Source organism: Mycolicibacterium helvum, from assembly GCF_010731895.1.
In the GTDB taxonomy this organism is placed as follows: domain Bacteria; phylum Actinomycetota; class Actinomycetes; order Mycobacteriales; family Mycobacteriaceae; genus Mycobacterium; species Mycobacterium helvum.
Genome location: NZ_AP022596.1, coordinates 2,801,133 through 2,819,993 on the forward strand (window position 1 = coordinate 2,801,133; position 18,861 = coordinate 2,819,993).

Genomic DNA, 18,861 nt, shown 5'->3' on the forward strand with positions numbered 1-18,861 from the left:
AGCGGTGGATCGAGGAAATTTGTCGGTGCGGTCTGGAAAATGGATCTCATGACGTTCGTCGTCACGTCTGAGCCGGGTCGAGCACGTAGCGGCCCGGCCGCCGGTGAGCGTGTTCTGAACAGCGCAACCTCGGCAGCACTGCACATCGCGGGCGCTTCTCTAGAACACGGCCCGACCGGTCGGGTCGGGTTGGAACTTGAGGCGCACTGTTTCGACCTGCATGATCCGCGGCGGCGGCCGGGTTGGTCGGAGCTCAACGACGTGATCGCCACCGTGGGGCCGCTGCCCGGCGGCAGCGCCGTCACCGTGGAGCCCGGCGGCGCCGTGGAACTGTCTGGTCCACCGGCCGACGGGCCGTCGGCGGCGATCGCGGCGTTGGTCGCCGACCGGGAAGCCTTGCGGTCGACGTTCACCGAGGCCGGCCTCGGGCTTGCCCTATTGGGGGCAGACCCGCTGCGCCGCCCGCACCGCGTCAACCCCGGCGCCCGCTATCAGGCTATGGAGCGGTTTTTCACCGCCTCGCGTACCGGACGTGCGGGCGCGGCGATGATGACGTCGACCGCCTCGATCCAGATCAACCTCGACGCCGGTCCCCGCGACGGCTGGGCTGACCGGGTGCGGCTGGCGCATGCGCTCGGCCCGACGATGATCGCGATCGCCGCCAATTCGCCGCTGCTTGCCGGCCGATTCACCGGGTGGGTCTCCACCCGCCAGCGAGTCTGGAGCCAATTGGATTCGGCGCGCTGTGGACCAATTCTTGGCGCCAGCGGTGACGACCCATGCACCGACTGGGCCCGCTATGCGCTCAAAGCGCCGGTGATGCTGGTGCATAGTCCGGAGGCGGTTGCGGTCACCGAGCATGTCCCGTTCGCCGATTGGGCCGACGGGCTCGTCTTGCTGGGCGGTCGTCGGCCCACGACCGCCGACCTCGATTACCACCTGACCACGTTGTTCCCGCCAGTGCGCCCGCGGCGCTGGCTGGAGATCCGTTACCTCGACAGCGTGCCTGATGAGTTGTTGCCGGCGGTGGTGTTCCTGGTGGTCACGCTGCTCGACGATCCGGTCGCCGCGGAGCTGGCGGCCGAGGCCGTCGAGCCGGTCGCCACGGCATGGGATCTGGCCGCCCGGGTCGGTCTGGCCGACAATCGGCTCTACGAGGCCGCCAATCGCTGCGTGGCCGTGGCCGCCGAACGGGCACCAGCGGAATTATCCGAGTCGATGCAGCGGTTGGTGCAGAGCGTGGAGAATGGCCGCTGTCCCGCCGACGATTTCGCCGACCAGGCCATCAGCAGTGGCATTGAGGGTGCCGTCCTGCAGATGGCCAGGGCGACACCATGATCGGGCGGGATACTCTGGCCCGCGATCTCGATCGGGTCCGCGCGCGCACCCTGGCTCTCACCGACTTCGACGACGCAGAGTTGCATCGCCAGTACAACCCGCTGATGAGCCCGCTGGTGTGGGACCTCGCCCATATCGGCCAGCAGGAGGAGCTGTGGCTGCTGCGCGACGGTGACCCGCACCGGCCAGGCATGTTGCCGGCCAACATCGAAGGTCTCTACGACGCATTCGTGCACACCCGAGCCAGCCGCGTCGACCTGCCGCTGCTGTCGCCTGCGCAATCACGCGCCTACTGCAGCAGCGTGCGGGCGGCCGCGCTCGAGGTGCTGGACACCTTGCCTGACCGCGATGACGACGCCGAGGTCGCGTTTCGGTTCGGGCTGGTGATCAGTCACGAGAACCAGCACGACGAGACCATGCTGCAGGCGCTCAATCTCCGCAGCGGAGCTCCGATCCTGGCGCAGCGAGGCTCCCTTCCCGCCGGGCGGTCCGGCCTGGCCGGCACCTCGGTGCTGGTGGCCGGTGGTCCGTTCGTGCTGGGTGTCGATGCGCAGAGCGAACCGCTGTCGCTGGACAACGAGCGCCCCGCCCACGTGGTCGACGTGCCGGCCTTCCGGATCGGTCGGGTGCCGGTGACCAATGCCGAGTGGCGGCAGTTCGTCGACGACGGCGGCTACACCCAGCAGCGCTGGTGGTCACCGCGCGGCTGGGGGCATCGGATCCAGGCCGACCTGAACGCACCGGAATTCTGGAACCGCGACGGCACCCGGACCCGGTTCGGTCACGTCGAGGAGATTCCCGGTGACGAACCCATGCAACATGTCACCTTCTTCGAAGCCGAGGCTTACGCGGCGTGGGCAGGCGCCCGGTTGCCCACCGAGGTGGAGTGGGAGAAGGCCGCCGCCTGGGATCCCGGTGCCGGTGTGCGGCGCCGCTATCCGTGGGGTTCCGACGAGCCGAGCGGCCGGCTGGCCAATCTCGGCGGTGAAGCGCTGCGGCCGGCACCCGTCGGCGCCTATCCCGCCGGGGCATCAGCCTACGGCGCCGAGCAGATGCTCGGTGACGTGTGGGAGTGGACCACCTCGCCGCTGCGGCCGTGGCCCGGCTTCACCCCGATGATCTATCGGCGCTATTCGGAGCCGTTCTTCGACGGGGACTTTCACGTGCTGCGCGGGGGCTCGTGGGCGGTGGCTGCCGACACACTGCGGCCGAGCTTCCGCAACTGGGATCACCCGATCCGCCGGCAGATATTCTCCGGTGTGCGCCTGGCGTGGGACGTCTGATGTGCCGGCATCTCGGCTGGTTGGGTGAGCCGGTATCGGTCGCCTCGCTGGTCCTCGATCCACCGTGCAGTCTGCGAGTGCAGTCCTACGCCCCGCGCCGGCAGAAGCACGGACTGATCAACGCCGACGGCTGGGGGGTGGGTTTCTTCGATCCCGGCGGGCAGGATCGACGCGGCTCGGGGGACAAGCACGGCGGGGACGTACGGCGCTGGCGCAGCGCGTCACCGCTGTGGGGTGACGTGTCATTCGCCTCGGTCGCGCCGGCGCTGCGCAGCGGCTGCGTGATCGCCGCGGTGCGCTCGGCCACGGTGGGGATGCCCATCGAGGCCAGCGCGTCGGCGCCGTTCAGCAACGGTAGCTGGTTGCTGTCGCACAACGGGGTCGTTGACCGCGGGGTGCTGCCGGTGAGCCGCGCCGCCGAATCGACGGTCGACAGCGCGGTTCTGGCCGCCCTGATCTTCGACCGAGGTCTGCAGAACCTTGCCGACACCATCGTCGAGGTTGGCGCGTCTGATCCAGCCGCACGACTGAACATTATGGCGGCCAACGGATCTCGACTAATGGCCACCACGTGGGGGGACACCTTGTCGATGCTGCGCCGCGACGACGGCGTGGTGCTGGCCAGCGAGCCCTATGACGACCATCCCGATTGGCAGGACATTCCCGACCGACACCTTGTCGAGGTGAGTGGTGGACGGGTGTCGCTGACGCCGCTGAGAGGATCTTCGTGACATTCACGCTGTCGAACTATCTGGCTGCCGACTCCGCTGCCCAGGCCCTGCGCAACGATGTGCGAAGCGGGCTGACGCAGAATCCAAAGTCATTGCCGCCCAAGTGGTTTTACGATGCAGTCGGTAGCGACCTGTTCGACCAGATCACCCGGCTTCCGGAGTACTACCCGACCAGGGCCGAGGCGCAGATCCTGCGCGCCCAGTCACCGGCGATCGCGGCAGCCAGTGGCGCCGATACCCTGGTCGAGCTCGGCAGCGGCACCTCGGAGAAGACCAGGCAGCTGCTGACCGCGTTGCGCGACAACGGCTCGCTGCGCCGCTTTGTGCCCTTCGACGTCGACTCGAGTGTGTTGGAGTCCGCGGGTGCGGCATTGGGGAGCGAGTATCCCGGTCTCGAGATCGAGGCCGTGTGCGGTGATTTCGAGGAACACCTGGCCAAAATCCCGTCCGGCGGGCGGCGGCTGTTCGTCTTCCTGGGGTCTACGATCGGCAACCTCACGCCCAGCCCACGCAAGCAGTTCCTGGCCGCGCTCGCCGATGTGCTCGATCCTGGGGACAGCCTGCTGCTGGGCACCGATCTCGTCAAGGACACCGGCCGGCTGGTCCGTGCCTACGACGACAGCGCCGGTGTCACCGCGCGGTTCAACCTCAACGTGCTGGCGGTGGTCAACCGCGAACTGGACGCGAATTTCGACCCGACGGCCTTCGAACACATCGCCCGGTGGAATGCCGACGAGGAGCGCATCGAAATGTGGCTGCGGGCAACGACTCCGCAGCAGGTGACAGTCGGCGGGATCGGGTTGCGAGTCGACTTCGCAGCGGCCGAGGAGATGCTCACCGAGGTGTCGTGCAAGTTCCGCCCGGATACCGTCACGCAGGAACTCGCCGAGGCCGGGCTGCGACGTACCCACTGGTGGACCGACCCGGCGGGCGACTTCGGGCTCTCGCTGGCGGTGAAGTGAGCGCGCCGCAGACCCTGGCGCAGAGCTGGCGTGATGCCCGGCTGCCCGCTGCCGGTGTGCATCTGGACAGTGCCGCGTGTTCGCGCCAGAGCCTGGTGGCGATCGACGCGGCCGCGGCCCATGCCCGCCACGAGTCCGAGGTCGGTGGCTACGTCGCCGCGCAGGCGGCAACGTCGGTGCTGGACGCCGGCCGAGCCGGTGTCGCGGCGCTCACTGGGATGTCCTCCGACGACGTCGTTTTCACCACCGGGTCGGGTAATGCGCTGCAGCTGCTGCTCGGCGGGTGGCCGATGGAGCGCACCGTGGCCTGCCTGCCCGGAGAGTACGGACCCAACCTCGCTGAATTCGCCTCCTGTGGCTTCACCCGGCGGACACTGCCGGTCGACGGCCTCGGCCGGGTCGATCCCGACGCGGCTCGCGCGGTGTTGGCGGACGATCCGCCGGCGATGGTCCACTTGACCGCGGTCGCCAGTCACCGTGGTGTCGTGCAACCGGTCGCCGCGATCGCGGCAGTGTGCCGGGAGATCGGCGTCCCACTCGTCGTCGATGCCGCACAAGCGCTGGCCCATATCGACTGTGTGGCCGACGCTGACGCTGTCTACTCCTCGTCGCGCAAGTGGCTGGCCGGTCCGCGCGGGGTCGGCGTGCTGGCCGTCCGTCCAGCGTTGGCCGATCTGCTGCAGTCCCCGCAGTGGGCGGGATCGTTGTCGGCGCTGCAGTGCCTGGAATTCGGCGAGGCCAATATTGCCGCGCGGGTGGGATTCTCGGTGGCGGTGGGGTTGCACCTCGCGGCGGGACCGGAGGCGGTGCGGCAGCGGTTGGCTGCGCTGGGGCGCCTCACCCGCACCCTGCTCGCCGACGTTCCCGGCTGGCGGGTGGTGGAACCCACCGACGAGCCCACCGCGATCACCACCTTGGCGCCAACTGACGGCGCCGACCCGGTGCGGGTGCGGGCCCGGCTGATAGCCGAGCACGGCATCGTGACGACCGCGGCCGGCATTGAGCGGGCACCGCTGGAGATGACGACGGCGGTGCTGCGGGTCTCGCCGCACGTTGACGCCTACACCGAGGATATCGAGGCGTTCGTTACGGCGCTGCGCGCCGTAACCTGAAGTGGCTCAGCTCAACAACTCGTCGAGTGCGCCAGCACGTGCGTAGCGCTGATGCTAGGAATCCTTAACTGAAGTTGCCGGGCCGTTGGCGAGTTCGAGTTCACGCAGTTCGTCGGCCTCGCGCTCGAGCTGCGAGCGTTTAGAGGGCTCGCCCATGAATGCATAGACCAGCAGTGAGACCAGTGCGGCGCCGGCCACGTAGTAGAAGAACCAGGCCTCGTGGCCGACGTTCTTGAGCCACAACGCGACGTACTCGGTGGTGCCGCCGAAGATGGCGACCGTCAGCGCGTAAGGCAGACCGACTCCCAGTGCGCGTATCCGGGCCGGGAACAACTCCGCCTTCACCACCGCGTTGATCGAGGTATAACCCGACACCATCAGAAGGCCCGCCATCATCAGAAGGAACGCGGTCATGCCCGAGTCCGTTCGGGCCACCGCCGACAACAGCGGAACGGTGAACAGGGTCGTGCTCACCGCGAAGGCGATGAGCAGCGGGCGACGGCCCACCCGGTCGGAGAGTGCCCCGAAAGCCGGCTGCAGACCGACGAAGATCACCAGCGCGACGAAATTGATCCACGTCACCTGTTCCTTCGGCAGGCCGGTGGTGTTGACCATGAACTTCTGCATGTATGTAGTGAAGGTATAGAACGCAATGGTCCCGCCGAGCGTCAGACCGACCACGGTCAGACATTCCCGCGGATAGCGCAGAAGCAGTCGCAACGTGCCGCGCTCGGTGTACTCCTCGGCGGCGAGGGTGAAGTTCTCCGACTCGTCCATCGTGCGGCGCAGCCACATGACCGTCAGTGCGGCCAATGCCCCAACGGCAAAGGAGATGCGCCATCCCCAGGAGTGCAGCTCTGCCGGGGAGAGCAGCTGCTGGAGGACGATCTGAATGCCCAGTGCCAGCAGCTGACCGCTGGTGAGCGTCACGTACTGAAATGAGGAATAGAAGCCGCGCCGGTTGGGGGAGGCCACTTCGCTCAGATACGTGGCCGACGTGCCGTACTCGCCGCCCAGCGACAACCCCTGTAGCAACCGGAGAACGACCAGCAGGATTGGTGCCAGCGTGCCGATCTGTGCGTAGCCCGGCAGCACCGCGATTCCCAATGAGCCCGCGCCCATCAGCAGCACCGACACTGTCAGGGCCGCGCGACGGCCGAACCGGTCGGCGTAGCGGCCGAAGATCCACCCGCCCAATGGCCGGACCAGAAAGCCGACCGCGAAAATACCCGCGGTGTTCAGAAGTTGCGCCGTTTGGTTACCCGACGGGAAGAACACGCTTGCGAAATAGACGCTGAATGCGGCATACGCATACCAGTCGTACCATTCGATCAGATTGCCCAGCGATCCCCGAATCACGTTGCTCGCCACTGACTTTGTGGGCAGTTCCTGTTGCACGGTCGTCATCCACCCTTCATCGCATGTCAGTGTTACCCATCATGTGATGACCGGAACGCGCTACGCGGCCGTTTCCGCTGGATTGACCACTATTTCGTGCGCGGTAAACAGATTCAGCCCTCTTTGTGCGCGCTGACCAGGAAGGCGGGCATCTTTACCCGGCCCTTCTCGTCCAGGTCCACGGGCATATCGAGGTCGGGCATGCCGGCCATTTCCGGCTTGTGCGAGTGGATCCTAGCCGGGCGGACGTCGTCGATCACGAAGTACTTGGACACCGCTGCCCGAAGCTCGTCTTCGTCGACCTCGTTGGGCTTGGTTTCCGCGTGCGGTGGGAACGCGCCCTTGGCGAACACCAGCACAAACAGCCGCGCCCCTGGTGCGGCGGCCCGGTGAATCGAACTCAGGTAGGCGTCACGGCGGTCCACCGGCAGTGAATGGAACAGCGTGCTGTCGATGATCGTGGAAAATCGCTCGTCGTATCCGGTGAAGGAGGTGATATCGGCGCACACGTACGTCGCATTGGTCAGCCCCCGTTCCTGTGCGGCCGCGGTCGCCGCCGCGATGGCCGTGGGGGACAGGTCGATGCCCACGACGGTGGTGCCGGCCGCGGCGAGAGCCAAGGACAGTTCGGCATGCCCGCAACCGGCATCGAGTACCTCACCGGTGACTTTTCCGTCCCTGATCAGCGCGGCCAGCTCGGGCTGCGGCTCGCCGATGTTCCAAGGCGGCGGCCCGGCGAACCCGCCTTCTTCTTTGTAGACGCTGTCCCAATCCATCACCTCAGAATCCATGGCCCCCAACCTACTCCGCGATCACGTCCCAGGTATGGACCGGTTCGTTGCTGTGCATCAGCTCGCAGTACCGGCGCAGCATTTCGGCCAGCGCCTGCGGACGGGCCATGCCAGAGCTCTGCAGCGCCCGCACCGTGGCGACCTGCCATGCCGATCCGTTGCGGCCGGTCTTGGCCCGGCCCTCGATCACCCAGAGATAGCGGTCGCGCACCTCGGTGGCCACCCCCCAGCGGCGCAGACCCTCGTCGGCCATCGGCAGCAGAGTGCGTAGCACCAGTTCGTCGGGGGTGATCTCGCCCAGGCCGGGCCAGTACAGCCGGGCGTCCATCCCGTGCCGAGCGGACTCGATGAAATTATCCTGTGCCGCAGTGAAACTCATCTTCGTCCAGAGCGGGCGGTCCTCTTCGGACAGTACGCGCAGCGCGCCATAGTAGAACGCCGAATTGGCCATCATGTCGACGACCGTAGGCCCGGCGGGTAACACCCGGTTCTCCACCCGAAGGTGTGGTCGGCCGTTCGCGACGTCGTAGACCGGCCGGTTCCAGCGGTACACCGTCCCGTTGTGCAGCCGGAGTTCGGACAGCTGCGGGGTACGCCCGGCGGCCAGCTCGGCAACCGGGTCCTCGTCGGACAGCTCGGGCAGCAACGACGGGAAGTAGCGGACATTCTCTTCGAACAGGTCGAAGATCGAGGTGATCCAGCGCTCGCCGAACCACACTCGCGGGCGCACCCCCTGGGCCTTGAGCTCGTCGGGGCGGGTGTCGGTGGCCTGTGCGAAGAGCTCGATGCGCGTCTCGGCCCACAGCTGGTGGCCGAAGAAATAGGGCGAGTTGGCGCCGAGTGCCAGTTGCGGGCCGGCCAGTACCTGCGCAGCATTCCAGTTGGCCGCGAAGTCGGCTGGCGAGACCTGCAGATGCAATTGCATGCTGGTGCAGGCAGATTCGGGGGCGATCGACTCCGCGTGCAGGCTCAGCCGCTCGGGTCCGGTGATGTCGATGAGGATGTCCTCGCCGCGGGCGGTGAAGATCGAGTCGTTGAGCGCCTGGTAACGCAGCGACGGACTCATCCAGCTGCCGGCCAGATGCTGCGGCATCAGCGTCGGCAGGATGCCGATCATCACGATGTGCGCATTGTCGGTGTTGGCCTTGGTTTCGGCGGCATTCAGGCTGACGCGTACCTCGTCCTCCAACTCCAGCGCCGTCCGGCCGGGAAGCGGGCGCGGCGGAACGTTGAATTCGATGTTGTAGGCGCCTAATTCGGTCTGATAGGCCGGATCCGCGATCGCGGCCAACACCTCTTGATTGGACATCGCAGGCTGGTAGTCATCGTCGACCAGGTTGCACTCGATCTCCATGCCGGTCAGCGGGCGGTCGAACTCGAAACTGGACTGCGCCAGCATGGTTTCGAACACGTCGAGGCACAGCTGCACCTTGCGCCGGTACTGCTGCCGGTGCGCCCGGTTGAAGCTGGCGTGCTTGACTTCTTCCCCCACGTCGTCGATGCAACCTGTTCAGCGGAGGCTGCGCAAGCAAATCGGCCAGATCAGGTGCGGCGCCGGGCTACCAGCACCTGCCGGTCGAACGGGTTGGTGCTGACGTCGACGTCGAGATCGGCGTGGGAACCCAGCGCCCGCAGCGCCGAGGGGCTGTAGGAGCGAAGCGAGCTGATCAACCCGTCGTGGGCGAACGGCCACCACACCAGCGGCGCCATGATCGCCAGTTTGGCGATGTGCAGCGGCGACGGCATTCGTGGCAGGTCGATGACCAGCATCGCCTTGGCTACCCGGGTGCCCTCGGCGAGGGCCTGTGCGGCCTGGGTGGGGTTCAGGTGGTGGAACGACAGCGCGAAGACGGCGAGGTCGAACTCGCCGTCAGCGGCGTCGATCGCGGTCGCGTCGATAGTGCGCACGCTTGCCCGGGGGTGGTCACCGAGGTCGGAGGCCGCCATCGCCGCGACGGATTCAGAGTTGACGTCGGAGACGGTGACGTGGGCGGTGGGATGTTGCTCGAGCACGGTGCGGCTCAGCGCGCCGTGGCCGGCACCGAGTTCGAGGATCTTGGGGTCGACGATGTCGGCCACTTCACGCAGTACGAGTTCGGCGTTGCGATCGTGCTCGCGGAACATCGTGCCGACCCGGTCCAGCGCGGCCACGATGCCGCGTTTGACGTCATCGCCGATGTCGTCGCGGTCGAGGTACTCCTGACGGTTGGTCTGCAGTAGCCGGTCCAGGCAGGAGGCATCCGGGCCGCCGCGGGGCATGTCGGCGATCATCCGGGTAGTGCCGGCCAGCCGGGCACCGGAGCAGGTGCGGGTGGGGGATTGTCGAATGTGGGGCCCGGCAGTTGCAGGCCGGGGGTCTGCATGCTGGTTGCGCACTGCTGCTCAAGGGCATCAGTTTCAGGATCTTTGCCGGACCTGCCATCTGGAGTGAACCACTCCGGCAATGGCCGTCCTGCAGTTGCAACCCACGGCCCGAACACGTCTTCGGCAGGAGCGGGCAGAGGTCCCCGTTGGGGAGCGGTAGGGCTTGCGGGCGCCGGTGGACCAGTTGTGGGTGTCTGGTCGCTGAAATCGACGCGCATGACCCATGGTTTCAGCTCGCTACCGCTGAACATCGGCCGGTACTTCTTTTCGGGCGTAACGATGTACAACCCCTGTTCGGCGACGCATACCCGCGTGGAAAAGCCGTCGGGAATCGGCGTGATCCGCAGGATGTGTAGATAATCCACGCCATACAGAGGTTTATCCAGGTAGGGGCCGATCACGGAAGTGGATTGGTCGATGCGCGGAGCCGGATTGTTGATGCGCTTGATATCGAAGACCCCGTCGGGCGGATACGGAACCGCGCGTTTAAAACCCGGGTATCCCGCATCGGGATTCGAAAGGAGATTGATGAGGAAAAACGATTCCAAATAGGCGCGAATGGGTACGGCTGGCCCGTTGTACAAGTCGATGCCAGGGTCCGCGCTCCAATGGAAACGCATGTTCGCCGCTAGCGGTGTAAGATTCGGAAATTCAGCGGCAGGGGCAGTCGGCGATTCATGGGCCGAGTCGTGGCGCGAATTGCAGCTGCTAATCGTGAATGCAACAAGCGCGATAATCAAAGCGGCGCACGCATTGGTGCTACTTGAGCGCATTGTTGTACCCCTCGGTGTAATTTGCCCAGATCTGTGAATTGGGTATCCCCAGGGTATTTAGGTAATCTTGTACCGCATTCCTGAATGCACCTCCGTCGGCCTTCGAAGCTTGAGATCGATAGTCCTGCAATCCCGAACCATCGGGCAGCGCGTACGGCGCCAGCCCGCTCGTATCTCCGACCCCAGCGCTGTACAGCTCCGCCGCTAGCGCGTATTGCGCCGGTATAGATCCTCTGAGTTCAGTGTCACCTAGGGGTAAGGGCGTTGGCGCATCACCGAGAAACATTTGGTTTAACGCATACGCAGCCGTACTGGCGTACTGGCCAGCAACCGGCACCGAGGATCCGACGCCATCGAGGCCGTCGATCCACGCCTTACGCCTGTCGTAAGCCGCTTGAGCCGCGAGATTGTCATCGGTGATTCTATCGTTGGCTTCGACTAGGTTGGCGTGGTCACGGATTCCATACATTTCACCGATGGTGGTCGCGTCGGCGTAGTCAATCGCGCTGGAGTCACCTGTGGTCAAGGACTTTGCGATCGACTGAGCCAGTTCTTGGTGCCAAAGAGCTGTATAGCCTTCTGCCGCCTTGTTGATGTACTGCGACGCTGTGTCGTCGCTGTCGAGTACCGCAAAGACGCCCTGTGTTAGTGGGAGGTGTCCTTCCCCGATGCCGAGTGCGTCATCGAGCAATCCGAAGCCGCGGGTGTCCTCCAAGCGGTTGTTCATCATGTCCGGAATGTAGTGCGACAGAGCGTGCGAAAGTTTTTGTGTAAGTTCAGGATTCATTTGTCCCAGACTGTCTCCTGCACCGTTGAGATTCAGGAGGTGCTCGTCGGAGAGCTTCAAGGCCGCAGCGTGGGCGGTTTGACCCGCCCGCTCGGCGAGTGCAACCTCGGTCGCGTTACCGGGGTCATGCACTACCGCTTGGCCTTCGATGTTGTCGAACAGGCTCCCGACCGCCTTGCCGCCGTCGGCGTAGTCATGATTGAACATGTCGCCCAGGAACTGTTGGCCCCGAGCAGGATCCGCTGACAGACCATCCACCGCAGCGCCCGTCACGGCGTCGTGAACCACCAACGAATCGCCATGCACCACATCGAGCATGTGCTGCAGTGTGGGGTCAACGCTGTTCTTGGCCCATATTGTTCGATCCATTTCGGCGCCAGCAGGCCCCGTCGGCAGCGCCTGGTCGTTCGACGCGGTGACCAGCGCGTGCGCCTTGTCCAGCACCAGAGCGTCCAGACCAGAGCCCATCTTCACCCCGGGATCGCCCTTCGCCGCGATATTGGCCAGAGCCATCAGTTGCTGGTTGGCCATCGGTGGTGCGAGAGGTTTCGGCATACCGCCGCCGGGCTGCCCCGGCATGCCGGGAGGCGGATAGAACTCTTGCATCACCGGCGCGTTGGCCAGGCCCGGCGGAAGCGCGAACTTGCCGCCCCGGTCGGGGACGTACCCCACGGTTCCCGGCTTGCCCTGGCCGGGCACTCCGCTACTGATGTAGGGATTGGACGCCAGATGAAGCGCCGAAGCGAGCTTGTCACCGTCAGGCCCCAGCTTGCCCATCAAGTCGGACACCTGTTGCGGGGTCTTGTCGCCGAGAGCTTGTGACACGCCGATCAGATAACCCAATTGGTCGGGCGGTAGCACCAGATCGCCGCGTTGGAGTGCTTCGAGCTGACTCGGCGACAAGGTCGTGGCCTCGGTAAGGCGCTGCCGCTGTTGATCGGTGAGCTGGCCGCTCTGCAGGGCCAGACCGTCGCCGGCGCCCAACCCGTTGTCCATCGGCGTGTGCGGGCCATCGTGCAGTTCACGGTCGACGTCGGCGGCCGACATGGTCCCGTTCGCGCCGTCGATCGCGGCTGCGAGGTCGCGGTCAGCGTTGTTCGCTCGGTCAAGCAACTCGACAATTTCGTCATGGATGATGTCCATCCGGCGCTCGAGCTCGGCGATGTCATCGGGATCGGTGGGCTGCGGATTCGGCGGCAGGATCTCGTTGGTCTCGATATCGATGGTGATTCCCCAGCGGTCGGCCATCCGGCAGATCTTCTGCCAGTCCGACTTGATTCCCCGGACCTCGGTCTCGGCGGTGCTCGCCGCGTTAGCGACGGCATCGAGTTGGTCGGCGTGCAGATCGAGATCCCGTTGAATGCCGGAGCTCGCCCGCATGGCCGCATCGTGTGCCGCGCCTTCCAAGGGCACCGACGCCATCACCTGGCCGAGGCCTTGCGATGTTTGTCGGGTCGCCTCGGAGTGGCCGGTCACCGCGGAGAAGACCTCATGGATGGCGTTGGGGTCCCACCGGTCCAGGTCGGCCAGGGACATGCTCATCGTGGTTTATCCCCGGTAGACGTCAGCCAGTTTGTCGGCGCGTTGCTCTTCGGTGACGGCGAAGGTGCGGGCCGTCGTGTGCAAGTGCTGGCCGTGGTCATCCACGTTGGTTACCAGCGCTTCCGCGCGCTTGTTCAGCGTCGCGGCCCAGGCACCCAACGATTGCGCCGATTGGCCGGCCCAGCCGCCGTGAGCTGCCGAGATGCGCGTTGCGGCGGCACTGTGGCCGGCAGCGAAGTCATCGCCGTGGCCCTGCACCTGGGTCGCGGACGCATGTACTCCTTTGACATTGACAGACAACTTGTCCGGCATCGTCGTCCCCCTTCGTCACCTGGACCAATTATGTCGAATTGTCGCTCCGAGTCACTTCACCTGGCGTGTTTGCTGCATGAGTTCGCGAAGCTGGCATGCTGGCCACATCGGCTACCGTCGACCTTTGAGGAGCACCGTTGGCTGACTTCGTCGCCTCGATTGACCAGGGCACCACCAGCACCCGCTGCATGATCTTCGATCACAAGGGCACCGAGGTCGGCCGCCACCAGCTCGAGCACGAGCAGATCCTGCCGCAGTCCGGATGGGTCGAGCACAACCCAGTGGAGATCTGGGAGCGCACCCAGACGGTGGTGCAGTCGGCGCTGAACACCACGAAGCTGGCCGCTGGTGACCTTGCGGCGTTGGGCATCACCAATCAGCGGGAGACCACGCTGGTGTGGAACCGCAAGACGGGCCGGCCGTACTACAACGCGATCGTCTGGCAAGACACCCGCACCGACAAGATCGCGGCCGCGCTGGATCGCGACGGCCGCGGCGACATCATCCGGCGCAAGGCCGGGCTGCCCCCGGCCACCTACTTCTCCGGCGGCAAGCTGCAGTGGATCCTGGAAAATGTCGACGGCGTGCGCGCCGACGCCGAACGCGGTGACGCCCTGTTCGGCACCCCCGACACCTGGGTGCTGTGGAACCTCACCGGCGGAACAAAAGGTGGCGTGCACGTCACCGACGTGACCAACGCCAGCCGCACCATGCTGATGAACCTGGAGACCCTGGACTGGGACGACGAATTGTTGGGGCTCTTCGGGATTCCGCGTGCGATGCTGCCCGAGATCCGGCCGTCGTCGTCCCCGGAGCCCTACGGGATCACCCACCCCGGTGGTCCTGCTGGCGGGGAGGTGCCGCTGACGGCCAGCCTCGGCGACCAGCAGGCGGCGATGGTGGGGCAGGTGTGTCTGGCGCCGGGGGAGGCAAAGAACACCTACGGCACTGGGAACTTCCTGCTGCTCAACACTGGCGAGAAGATCGTGCGAAGCGAGAACGGGTTGCTGACCACCGTGTGCTACCAGTTCGGGGACGCCAAACCGGTTTACGCCCTTGAAGGTTCGATAGCAGTGACGGGCTCGGCGGTGCAGTGGCTGCGCGATCAGCTGGGCATTATCAGCGGTGCCTCGCAGAGTGAGGCGCTCGCCGCGCAGGTCGACGACAACGGCGGCGTCTACTTCGTGCCTGCGTTCTCGGGCTTGTTCGCGCCCTATTGGCGCTCGGATGCGCGCGGGGCGATCGTCGGCCTGTCCCGCTACAACTCCAATGCGCATGTGGCCCGGGCAACGCTGGAGGCGATCTGCTACCAGAGCCGCGACGTCGTCGATGCGATGGAAGCGGATTCCGGTGTGCACCTTGAGGTTCTGAAGGTCGACGGCGGTGTCACCCAGAACGAATTGTGCATGCAGATCCAGGCCGACGTGCTCGGGGTCGACGTGGTGCGTCCGGTCGTCGCCGAGACGACGGCACTGGGAGCGGCCTACGCAGCTGGGCTCGCGGTCGGATTCTGGGCGGATCCCGATGACCTTCGGGCCAATTGGCAGGAGGATCGCCGGTGGTCACCGGCCTGGAGTTCCGAGCAGCGCGAGGCTGGCTACGCCGGCTGGCGCAAGGCCGTCCAGCGCACGCTGGACTGGGTCGAGGTCTGACGACTTGGGCGCGGTTACGTGCGCTGTACGCCCGAAACCGCGCCCAAGCCAGCGTGGTTACTCCGATTCGCCGAGGATCTGGTAGATCTCGCGACGCGCATTGTTGACGATGTCGACGATGCGCTGCTGCTGTTCGGCGTTGGCCGCGAAAGCGGCTTGCCGTACGGCGCCGAACAACTGGCCCACAGCGGCACGGATGTTGATCTGGCCGGGGTCGGCGCCTTCAGTGATCTCGTCCCACGGTGCGGTCTCGATCTTCTCGACGGCGGCATGTCCTTCGTCGGTCAGCTCGAAAAGTTTCTTGCTGCCTTCGGATTCGGTTGCCACCAGCAGACCTTCGTCGACCAGCAGCTGCAGGGTGGGGTACACCGAGCCGGGGCTCGGCTTCCACAGGTCCTGGCTCCGTTCGGCGATCTCCTGGATCATCTCGTAGCCGTGCATCGGCCGTTCGGCCAGCAACTTGAGGATTGCGGCCCGCACGTCGCCGCGCTTACCGCGTCCACGGCTATGTCCGCGGCGACCGCCGCGTCCACCGCCGGGGCCGAAGCCGGGGCCGAAACCCGGGCCGAAGCCGGGGCCGAAACTTGGGCCAAAGCCCGGACCGAACCCGCCGCGCGGGCCGAAGGGGGGACCGTCGTGGTGGTCGCCGTGCTCGTGGAACTGCTCGCGCAGTTCCTCACGCAACTGGTCGCGGTGCTCGCGACGGCCGCGGCGGTGTCCGCGACCCGCGGGGGCAAAGCCGAAGCCGGGACCGAAGCCGGGGCCGAAACCCGGGCCGAAGCCGGGGCGGCCCATGTCAGGGCCACCGAACTGGGGAAATGGGGTGTTCATAGAGGTTCTCGTTTCTGGTCAGGGAACGCCGAATGCGCTTCCGATACGTTGACGATATATCGGAAACTATCGCGATGCAACGGTCAGTTTGACTTTTTGTCGATTTCCTTGACCAACCAGCGCGCCCAGTCGGCCTCCATCGCTTCGGCGCGCAGCCCGAACTCCAGGGCTGCGCGCCCGTAGAAGCCGGCGGGGTTGGCGTCCCAGTCGAGGGTGTCGCGCAGCTGCTCGTAGCGGGCGTGTTCGCTTTCGGCGCGCTCGGCCACTGACACCACGTAGGCCCTGGCCTGCTCCGTTGTCATCTCGCCAAGGAGGAACACCCGGAGCAGCTCGGCGCTGCGGTAGGGCGGGTCGTCCTGTGGATTGGTCATCCAGCGCAGCAGGTCCGCACGGCCGGCGTCGGTGACCCGGTACTCCTTTCGGCCGCGCGGGCCGATGTCGCTGACCTCGATCAGCCCGCCGTCGGCCAGCTTGTTGAGCTCGCCGTAGAGCTGGCTCTGGGTCGCGGGCCAGACGTTGGCCATCGAGATTTCGAACCGTTTGAGCAGGTCGTACCCGCTGCCGGGCCGCTGGGCCAGTAGGCCGAGTGCCGCGTACCGAAGACTCACCGACCCATCGTAGAGCTCGACATGTCAGTTGTGGAGTATCTGATAGTTCATCATTGACATGTCAGCAATGGACTGTCAAAGTTGTCGGCATGACGGACATCACCACCGGTTCAGCCAACTTGCCTACCGAGGGCCAGTTCTTTGAGCGTGGCAACTACGCGCCGGTGCCGGACGAACTCACCGAATACGACCTGCCCGTCGACGGAGCGATTCCACCCGAGCTCGACGGTTGGTATCTGCGCAACGGGCCGAACCCGCGTGAGGCAACCGGCCACTGGTTCACCGGCGACGGGATGATCCACGGTGTTCGCATCGAGGGCGGCGCGGCCAAGTGGTACCGCAACCGCTGGGTGCGCACCGACAGCTTCATCGATCCGTTTCCCCTCTACCGCGAGGACGGGACCCGCGACTTGCGGGCCGCGGTCGCAAACACCCACGTCGTCAACCACGCCGGCAAGACACTGGCGCTGGTCGAATCGTCACTGCCGTACGAGGTCACCAACGACCTGGAGACGGTCGGCTGCTACGACTTCGGCGGCAAGCTGGTCGACTCGATGACCGCCCATCCCAAGATCTGTCCGACCACCGGCGAGCTCCATTTCTTCGGCTACGGCAGCATCTTCGCCCCGCACGTCACCTATCACCGTGCCGACGCCAGCGGCGAGCTGACGATCAACCGTCCGGTCGACGTCAAGGCGCTGACGATGATGCACGACTTCGCCCTGACCGCGAAGCACGTCATCTTCATGGACCTGCCGATCGTGTTCAACCTCGACATCGCCCTGGCGGGCGAGGGTGATATGCCCTACCGATGGGACGACAACTACGGCGCCCGGCTGGGGGTGCTGCGCCGCGACGATCCGTTCGGCGAGATCCGCTGGTTCGAGATCGATCCGTGCTATGTCTTCCACGTCGCCAATGCCCACGAGGGTGCCGACGGTAAATCGATTGTCCTGCAAGCAGTTCGGTACGCTGAGCTGTGGCGTGACAACGGCGGCTTCGACGCGAACGCGGTGCTGTGGAGCTGGACCATCGATCTGCAGAACGGCACCGTCAGCGAGCGCCAGCTCGACGACCGGGCGGTGGAGTTCCCGCGGATCGACGACCGGCTGGCGGGTCTGCCGGCCCGCTACTCGGTTTCGGTCGGCGACGCCAGCCTGGTGCGCCACGACCTGACCACCGGTAGTGCCGTCGAACATCGCTTCGCCACCGGGTTGGTGCCGGGTGGTCCGGGGGAGGCAGTCTTCGTTCCGTCGGCGTCGGGACCTGCCGATGAGAGCAACGGCTGGTATCTCGGCTACGTGTACGACGCCGTGCGCGACGGCAGTGATCTGGTGATCCTGGACGCCTCCGATTTCGCCGGTAAGCCGATCGCCCGGATCCAGCTGCCGCGCCGCGTTCCCTACGGCTTCCACGGCAACTGGATTCCTGCTTAGCGGAGATGGTTTCGGGCCTTCCGGCCGCAGTGCGTCCGCAGTGGAAGAACGGTCGGGCGCGCCCTTACCGATGACGCGGGCCGGGAGGTCGCCGTAGCGACGCCGCGGACGGAATCCTCACAGACCCGCTAATAGTCAGCGACCTCTTTCCCGGTTGCCCAGCGCGCCGAGTTGTCAGCAAGCGAAGGTACTGTCCAGATCCTTCACGGCACTTGACTGTCGGCACCGACCGTCACCTGTGTGCTGACGGCAGCGCAAAGGGATCCAATGTTGTTGAGCGGGCGATGTGGCCGCGGGCGTGCGCGGGGAATTCGCTAGTTAAATTGAATCCCCAGTATCTGGAAGATGATAACGACGCCAATGATGTACACGTCTATAACGGCTCCGGTCACGACTGCACTGATGTGCACGACGGCCGAATGAATGGCATCGGACAATGCAGTGATGGCCGCGGTGAGTGGGTTCAAGGCAGTCGCGGTTGCGGTGGATGCCGCCTGTTCGTGGGCCGATGGCTGGTTCGCCGGGTGGGGCGGGCCGGCTGACAATTCATGGACGGTGCGGGGCGCTGGAACGGAGCTGACTTCACGGGCGGGGGTAGCCACCCCGATAAGCGTGCTCGCCGTGATCAGAGCCGTTGACGCGTTGTGCCGTGGGCGGGCAGCCGCGATCGGTTTGGATGCGCTGCCAGGGGAGTGAGCCAACGAGACTGTGTGATGGGAGTTGTTGTTTCCTGCGCCAGCGGTGTCGGCGTTCGCCACCCCCGCCCCAAAACTCAGTGCCGCAGTACCCAAGCCGATAGTCAGCGCACCGGTGGCCAACCAATGCTTGGTCTTGCTCCGCGAAATCGACTGAACGCCAGCAACCACAGCGACCCCCCGGCGCCGATCCTCAATGTTGTCGCCGTCAAAGCTACGCCTGGTCCACTCGACTCAAAGTACCTC

At 65.6% G+C, this 18,861-nt stretch carries 17 protein-coding genes; 8 read left to right on the forward strand and 9 right to left on the reverse strand.

Annotation, left to right across the window (positions count from 1 at the left end; all coding sequences use genetic code 11):
- Window positions 1-48: 48 nt before the first annotated feature.
- From egtA to egtE, 5 genes are read left to right on the forward strand one after another with little or no spacing between them, the layout of a single operon-like run.
- Window positions 49-1,338, forward strand: coding sequence for an ergothioneine biosynthesis glutamate--cysteine ligase EgtA (gene egtA / locus G6N38_RS13010; RefSeq protein WP_179968517.1), 1,290 nt, complete (start codon window positions 49-51; stop codon window positions 1,336-1,338).
- Window positions 1,335-2,621: an ergothioneine biosynthesis protein EgtB gene (egtB, locus tag G6N38_RS13015; protein WP_163747935.1), complete on the forward strand. Its 1,287-nt coding sequence runs from the start codon at window positions 1,335-1,337 to the stop codon at window positions 2,619-2,621. The genes egtA and egtB overlap by 4 nt, the downstream gene beginning before the upstream one ends.
- Window positions 2,621-3,352: an ergothioneine biosynthesis protein EgtC gene (gene egtC, locus G6N38_RS13020; RefSeq protein ID WP_163747937.1), complete on the forward strand. Its 732-nt coding sequence runs from the start codon at window positions 2,621-2,623 to the stop codon at window positions 3,350-3,352. Before egtB ends, egtC begins: the two co-directional genes overlap by 1 nt.
- Entirely contained in the window at window positions 3,349-4,314 is a 966-nt protein-coding gene (gene egtD, locus G6N38_RS13025; RefSeq protein WP_163747939.1) for an L-histidine N(alpha)-methyltransferase, read from the forward strand. The genes egtC and egtD overlap by 4 nt, the downstream gene beginning before the upstream one ends.
- Window positions 4,311-5,426 carry an ergothioneine biosynthesis PLP-dependent enzyme EgtE gene (gene egtE / locus G6N38_RS13030; protein WP_163747941.1) on the forward strand — a complete coding sequence of 372 codons (1,116 nt, stop codon included), beginning with the start codon at window positions 4,311-4,313 and terminating at the stop codon, window positions 5,424-5,426. Before egtD ends, egtE begins: the two co-directional genes overlap by 4 nt.
- Before the next feature lie 54 nt (window positions 5,427-5,480).
- Here egtE and G6N38_RS13035 read toward each other — a convergent pair whose 3' ends face one another.
- The 7 genes from G6N38_RS13035 to G6N38_RS13065 form a co-directional block, all read right to left on the reverse strand.
- On the reverse strand, window positions 5,481-6,833 hold the full coding sequence (locus tag G6N38_RS13035; protein WP_163747943.1) for an MFS transporter: 1,353 nt from the start codon (window positions 6,831-6,833) through the stop codon (window positions 5,481-5,483).
- A gap of 104 nt (window positions 6,834-6,937) precedes the next feature.
- Window positions 6,938-7,615, reverse strand: a complete 678-nt coding sequence (locus G6N38_RS13040; protein ID WP_163747945.1) for a class I SAM-dependent methyltransferase — start codon at window positions 7,613-7,615, stop codon at window positions 6,938-6,940.
- 10 nt (window positions 7,616-7,625) lie between these two features.
- Complete coding sequence (locus G6N38_RS13045; RefSeq protein WP_163747947.1) at window positions 7,626-9,107, reverse strand: glutamate-cysteine ligase family protein; 1,482 nt, start codon at window positions 9,105-9,107, stop codon at window positions 7,626-7,628.
- Between the two features lie 50 nt (window positions 9,108-9,157).
- Window positions 9,158-9,886 (reverse strand): class I SAM-dependent methyltransferase, encoded by a 729-nt coding sequence (locus G6N38_RS13050; protein ID WP_246227893.1) that lies wholly within the window; start codon window positions 9,884-9,886, stop codon window positions 9,158-9,160.
- Window positions 9,883-10,752: a hypothetical protein gene (locus tag G6N38_RS13055; RefSeq protein WP_163747948.1), complete on the reverse strand. Its 870-nt coding sequence runs from the start codon at window positions 10,750-10,752 to the stop codon at window positions 9,883-9,885. Before G6N38_RS13055 ends, G6N38_RS13050 begins: the two co-directional genes overlap by 4 nt.
- Window positions 10,739-13,081 (reverse strand): TPR repeat domain-containing protein, encoded by a 2,343-nt coding sequence (locus G6N38_RS13060; protein ID WP_163747950.1) that lies wholly within the window; start codon window positions 13,079-13,081, stop codon window positions 10,739-10,741. Before G6N38_RS13060 ends, G6N38_RS13055 begins: the two co-directional genes overlap by 14 nt.
- A gap of 6 nt (window positions 13,082-13,087) precedes the next feature.
- A complete protein-coding gene (locus G6N38_RS13065; RefSeq protein ID WP_163747952.1) occupies window positions 13,088-13,393 on the reverse strand; it encodes a WXG100 family type VII secretion target in 306 nt (101 codons plus the stop codon).
- Window positions 13,394-13,530: 137 nt separating this feature from the next.
- On the opposite strand from G6N38_RS13065, the gene glpK reads away from it, so the two are divergent.
- Entirely contained in the window at window positions 13,531-15,045 is a 1,515-nt protein-coding gene (gene glpK, locus G6N38_RS13070) for a glycerol kinase GlpK (RefSeq protein WP_163747954.1), read from the forward strand.
- Between the two features lie 57 nt (window positions 15,046-15,102).
- Here the strand turns inward: glpK and G6N38_RS13075 are convergent, their stop codons facing one another.
- Both G6N38_RS13075 and G6N38_RS13080 read right to left on the reverse strand, forming a co-directional pair.
- Window positions 15,103-15,876, reverse strand: a complete 774-nt coding sequence (locus G6N38_RS13075) for a PadR family transcriptional regulator (protein WP_163747956.1) — start codon at window positions 15,874-15,876, stop codon at window positions 15,103-15,105.
- A gap of 83 nt (window positions 15,877-15,959) precedes the next feature.
- Complete coding sequence (locus G6N38_RS13080; RefSeq protein ID WP_163747957.1) at window positions 15,960-16,484, reverse strand: PadR family transcriptional regulator; 525 nt, start codon at window positions 16,482-16,484, stop codon at window positions 15,960-15,962.
- An 89-nt stretch (window positions 16,485-16,573) separates the two neighbouring features.
- On the opposite strand from G6N38_RS13080, the gene G6N38_RS13085 reads away from it, so the two are divergent.
- Both G6N38_RS13085 and G6N38_RS13090 read left to right on the forward strand, forming a co-directional pair.
- On the forward strand, window positions 16,574-17,920 hold the full coding sequence (locus G6N38_RS13085) for a carotenoid oxygenase family protein (protein WP_163747959.1): 1,347 nt from the start codon (window positions 16,574-16,576) through the stop codon (window positions 17,918-17,920).
- 444 nt (window positions 17,921-18,364) lie between these two features.
- Window positions 18,365-18,616 carry a hypothetical protein gene (locus G6N38_RS13090; RefSeq protein ID WP_163747961.1) on the forward strand — a complete coding sequence of 84 codons (252 nt, stop codon included), beginning with the start codon at window positions 18,365-18,367 and terminating at the stop codon, window positions 18,614-18,616.
- Window positions 18,617-18,861 lie beyond the last annotated feature (245 nt).

Excerpts from the sequence above, each read along its gene's own strand:
- G6N38_RS13055 (WP_163747948.1), bottom strand. The coding sequence starts at position 10,752 with ATGCGCTCAAGTAGCACCAATGCGTGCGCCGCTTTGATTATCGCGCTT.
- egtB (WP_163747935.1), top strand. The coding sequence starts at position 1,335 with ATGATCGGGCGGGATACTCTGGCCCGCGATCTCGATCGGGTCCGCGCG.
- G6N38_RS13040 (WP_163747945.1), bottom strand. The coding sequence starts at position 7,615 with ATGGATTCTGAGGTGATGGATTGGGACAGCGTCTACAAAGAAGAAGGC.
- egtA (WP_179968517.1), top strand. The coding sequence starts at position 49 with ATGACGTTCGTCGTCACGTCTGAGCCGGGTCGAGCACGTAGCGGCCCG.
- G6N38_RS13075 (WP_163747956.1), bottom strand. The coding sequence starts at position 15,876 with ATGAACACCCCATTTCCCCAGTTCGGTGGCCCTGACATGGGCCGCCCC.
- G6N38_RS13085 (WP_163747959.1), top strand. The coding sequence starts at position 16,574 with ATGACGGACATCACCACCGGTTCAGCCAACTTGCCTACCGAGGGCCAG.
- G6N38_RS13035 (WP_163747943.1), bottom strand. The coding sequence starts at position 6,833 with ATGACGACCGTGCAACAGGAACTGCCCACAAAGTCAGTGGCGAGCAAC.
- egtC (WP_163747937.1), top strand. The coding sequence starts at position 2,621 with ATGTGCCGGCATCTCGGCTGGTTGGGTGAGCCGGTATCGGTCGCCTCG.
- G6N38_RS13050 (WP_246227893.1), bottom strand. The coding sequence starts at position 9,886 with ATGATCGCCGACATGCCCCGCGGCGGCCCGGATGCCTCCTGCCTGGAC.
- G6N38_RS13090 (WP_163747961.1), top strand. The coding sequence starts at position 18,365 with ATGGCCGCGGTGAGTGGGTTCAAGGCAGTCGCGGTTGCGGTGGATGCC.
- G6N38_RS13065 (WP_163747952.1), bottom strand. The coding sequence starts at position 13,393 with ATGCCGGACAAGTTGTCTGTCAATGTCAAAGGAGTACATGCGTCCGCG.
- G6N38_RS13060 (WP_163747950.1), bottom strand. The coding sequence starts at position 13,081 with ATGAGCATGTCCCTGGCCGACCTGGACCGGTGGGACCCCAACGCCATC.